3 protein-coding genes and 1 pseudogene are annotated in these 3,961 nt (G+C 55.2%); all 4 read left to right on the top strand.

The features are described 5' to 3' along the window. Positions 1–43 precede the first annotated feature (43 nt). A complete protein-coding gene (locus QCH34_RS08245) occupies positions 44–757 on the top strand; it encodes a DUF432 domain-containing protein (protein ID WP_300332741.1) in 714 nt (237 codons plus the stop codon). After that, positions 758–1,717 (top strand): mechanosensitive ion channel family protein, encoded by a 960-nt coding sequence (locus QCH34_RS08240; protein ID WP_300332739.1) that lies wholly within the window; start codon positions 758–760, stop codon positions 1,715–1,717. It begins immediately after the preceding gene. Next, the gene (locus QCH34_RS08235; RefSeq protein ID WP_300332737.1) at positions 1,707–2,210 is read left to right on the top strand and encodes a HEAT repeat domain-containing protein; all 504 of its coding nucleotides are present in this window, start codon (positions 1,707–1,709) and stop codon (positions 2,208–2,210) included. Before QCH34_RS08240 ends, QCH34_RS08235 begins: the two co-directional genes overlap by 11 nt. A gap of 7 nt (positions 2,211–2,217) precedes the next feature. Beyond that, a pseudogene (locus QCH34_RS08230) lies at positions 2,218–3,961 on the top strand (DNA polymerase II large subunit); the annotation flags it as partial.

Raw genomic sequence — 3,961 nt, 5'->3', positions numbered from 1 at the left:
ATATCGGTAACCTTTATTGGCTGGGGAATACCAGATCTCTCCTGTGTACGGGAAATACGGGTATGAATATTGTGTCGAGAAAGAGGATCTGAAGGTCTGTTTCTCAAAAGACGATGATTTTCTCCGGTACCACCGCAACCTCGGCGGATCGATTGTGGAGCGGATCATCGCCTCTGAATCCGGGACGGTGATCATCAACCCCGTGGAGCCTTTGAACCTGCCTGATGAGGTAACCCGGTTCCTTGAGATCCGGTTCGAGCCGATCGAGATCGAGCCGGAGGCAACACGCAGGATTTATGTCACCTTTCCGATCGAGATCGCGGTCTTCCTCATGAAGAACGATGCGTACCGGTGCATTGATATCTTCTCAAGGGTTCCGCAGAAGTACTCTCTCTATGGACCGACCGATTCCGGCGTGATCACCCGGTATCACTGGAGTAAGGTCTTCTTCAGGCGCCCCGATCCTGATCCAAGCCTTTATGGAGTCGTTGAGCTGGATCTGATGAATACGACAAAGAACTGGGTGGAGGTCTCCCGTGTGGTCTTTGAGAGCTATGGGATGAAGATCTATTATGATCAGGATCTCGTCTCATTGAGTGCCGGTTTGAAGATTGTCAAGCCGAAACTTGCCTATACCGCATTTGAGGACAAGCCAATCCGGACCGGTATGCAGAAGTCGATCGAGCTGTATTACTCCCGGAAACTCTCTGTCGTTGATAATATGGCGTACTATACAATGGAGGAGGGGCTGGTCTAGATGAGTGCCATTGATGATACGGTCGAAAGTACCGGGTCGGTCTTTGATCTGCTTTCAACACCTGTTCTTGGGGAGATCACCCTTCTCGACATCCTCTGGGTCGCAATCATCGCCATTGCCGGTGTTATTATTGTGCGCATCGTCAGGATGTGGCTGAAACGGAGTCTGGGTGAGAAGATGCCGAAATCGGATCTCGATCTCGCGATCACCCTGGTCTCATACTTTGTCTATATTGTGGTGATCCTCACTATCCTCCCCTATCTCCACTTCGATCTCTCCGGCCTCTTTGTTGCAGGAGGTATCATCGCAGTCGCCATTGCGTTTGCCACCCAGAATATCGTAGCGAACCTGGTATCTGGAATTTTCCTGCTCTTTGAGCGGCCGATCAAGATCGGTGACAATGTCTCCATCGGATCGCTGACCGCAACAGTCCAGAAGATCCAGATCATGTCGACGATTGTCCGGACATATGATGGTACCTATGTCAGGGTCCCAAACTCAAAACTCTTCACAAGCGATATCACAAACCTTGTGATCCACCCGGCACGCCGGTTTGATTACACGATAGGTATCCGGTACCAGGATGATGCAAAGAAAGCGATCGCAATCATCAAGGGGATGATCGAGAAAGAGCCGTATGCCTTAAAGAGCCCCGGACCATCTGTCTATGTGGACAAGCTCGATGAATCGAGTGTCAATATCGTGGTAAAGATCTGGGCGCCATCCCTCTTCTGGTGGGGGCTCCGGACAGAGCTTCTCTGGAAGATCAAGGTTGAGCTTGAGAAGAACGGCATCCAGATCCCCTTCCCGCAGCAGGAGGTCTGGTTCAATAATATCCTCAAGACAGATATGAAAGCAGTAAGAGGCCCCCCCCCGATAAAGGATATTCCCTTCCAGGAGGGGGTGGAGCCCGATGCAGAGATCGGAAAACCCAGGCCCGGGGATACCCATGACTGGTAGGATAGCGATCCTTGAACTGAAGAAAACGGTCGGTGAGCCCGATCTTGCTGCCCGGCGATCAGCAGAGGAGGCGCTTGCCGCCCTTGGCCCTGATGTGGTACCGGAGATCGCGAGCGCACTTCGAGAGGCTCCGCAGACGATGCGGTGGTACCTTGCACGGGCAATCGCCCGGATGGGTATTCCAGCATTTGAGCCGGTTCTTGAGGCGATCAGGAGTTCTGATGATCCCGAGGTGCGGCGGTATCTCACCGCATCGATTGCGGCTATGGGTGAAGCTACAATACCGCTCCTTGTCAGGCTGCTCGTGGATGATGATGTCGCAGTCCGCGGGGCAGCGGCACTGGCACTCTGCCGGATTGGTGGACCTGCAATGCCTGCATTGAAAGAGGCATCTGAGGGGGATGATCCACTCCTTCGGAACTCAGCCGGGCTCGTCCTCTTCAGGATGGGTGAAGAAGGGATACTTACGCTTCTTTCAGAAGACGAGGAGTAACAGAGCCATGGAGCTTCCAGCGATGTCGCCAGCGATGGAAGCCTATCTTGCTTCCCTGAACCGTCAGCTTGAGGAGGCCCTCTCGATAGCAAAGGAGGCACGATCACGGGGTATTGATCCCGCAATAACCCCGGAGATCCCAATCGCGAGCGATCTTGCCGATCGGGTTGAAGCACTTCTTGAGATCCCCGGTGTGGCGGCACGGATCCGTGAGCTTGAATCCGGGATGTCCCGTGAGGAAGCAGCTCTTAAGATCGGGGATGATTTTGTTGCCCGGAAGTTCGGCGAGACATCGCGTGAGGAGGTCGTTGATCACGCGATCCGGTGTTCGATGGCGCTCCTGACTGAGGGTGTCGTCTCTGCTCCCAAGGAAGGGATTGCGAAGGTGGGGTTTGGCAGGAACGATGACGGTACCGAGTACCTCAAGATCTATTATGCCGGGCCGATCAGGTCCGCCGGTGGTACTGCACAGGCACTCTCGGTGCTTGTCGGCGACTACGTGAGGCAGGCGCTTGGGATCAACCGGTATATCCCGCGCCAGAATGAGATCGAGCGATATATCGAGGAGATCAGGCAATACAATAATATCCTGAGCCTCCAGTATTCACCGACAGACGCAGAGCTCCGGCTGATCATCGGGAACTGCCCGGTCTGTATCGATGGCGAGCCGACCGAGAAGGAAGAGGTCTCGGGGTACCGGAACCTTGACCGTGTTGAGACAAATGCCGTCCGCGGCGGGATGGCGCTTGTTATTGCAGAAGGGCTCGCCCTGAAGGCCCCGAAAGTCCAGAAGAATGTCAGAAAAATGAAGATGGAGGGCTGGGAATGGCTCGATCAGCTCGTTTCAGGTGCGAAATCAGGTGATGATGAGGTAGTGAAGGGGATCAAGCCCAAAGACAAGTTTATCCAGGATACCATCGCCGGCAGGCCTGTCTTTGCCTACCCGATGCGGAAAGGCGGGTTCCGGCTCCGGCTCGGCCGTGCGAGAAATACCGGGCTTGCCGCAGGCGGACTTCATCCTGCAACGATGTACATCCTCGGAGAATATCTCTCCCCCGGTACCCAGATGAAGGTGGAACGTCCCGGAAAGGCGGCCGGGATTGTGCCGGTCGATTCGATCGAAGGGCCGACGGTCCGGCTCAGGTCAGGTGAGGTGCGGCGGATCGATTCCGAGAAAGAGGCAAAGGCGGTTGCAAACGAGATCGAGTATATCCTTGATGTGGGTGAGCTCTTAATCAGTTACGGGGAGTTTCTTGAGAATAACCATCCCCTGATCCCTCCCTCCTACTGCGAGGAGTGGTGGCTCCAGGAGGGCGGCCCCCGGCATCCCGCACATGAGATGGAGGCGATCAGCTTTGCACTGAATGGTGCATATCTTCATCCCGACTATACCTGGTATTTTGATGATCTTACCCAGAAGGAGTTCTGCCGGCTCGTTGATCTTGTGGTGGAGCGTGGACGGATGGAAGATGGCGTACTGAGAGTACGCCATGATCCCGAGGTGAAGGCCCTCATCGAGGAGACCCTTGTTCCACATACGGTGGAGGGAGATGAGATCGTTCTTCGCACCTGCTACTCATTCCTCGCCTGCCTTGGTCTTGGCCTGGATCTCTCGCGCCGCCCCGGCTGGGAGAGCCTGCCTGATTGCACAAACGGCCTTCCCTGTGCGGCTCACCTGAGCGGGTTCAAACTTCGTTCAAAGGCAGGAACCCGGATCGGCGGCAGGATGGGCCGCCCCGGAAAATCCGCCC

The organism is Methanocalculus sp. (assembly GCF_029762515.1).
In the GTDB taxonomy this organism is placed as follows: domain Archaea; phylum Halobacteriota; class Methanomicrobia; order Methanomicrobiales; family Methanocorpusculaceae; genus Methanocalculus.
The sequence above is the reverse complement of the archived record's forward strand: the minus strand, read 5'-3'. Positions and strand labels throughout refer to the sequence as shown.

What these genes read in the sequence shown, in the direction of transcription:
- QCH34_RS08235 (WP_300332737.1), top strand. Translation starts at nt 1,707, where the DNA reads ATGACTGGTAGGATAGCGATCCTTGAACTGAAGAAAACGGTCGGTGAG.
- QCH34_RS08240 (WP_300332739.1), top strand. Translation starts at nt 758, where the DNA reads ATGAGTGCCATTGATGATACGGTCGAAAGTACCGGGTCGGTCTTTGAT.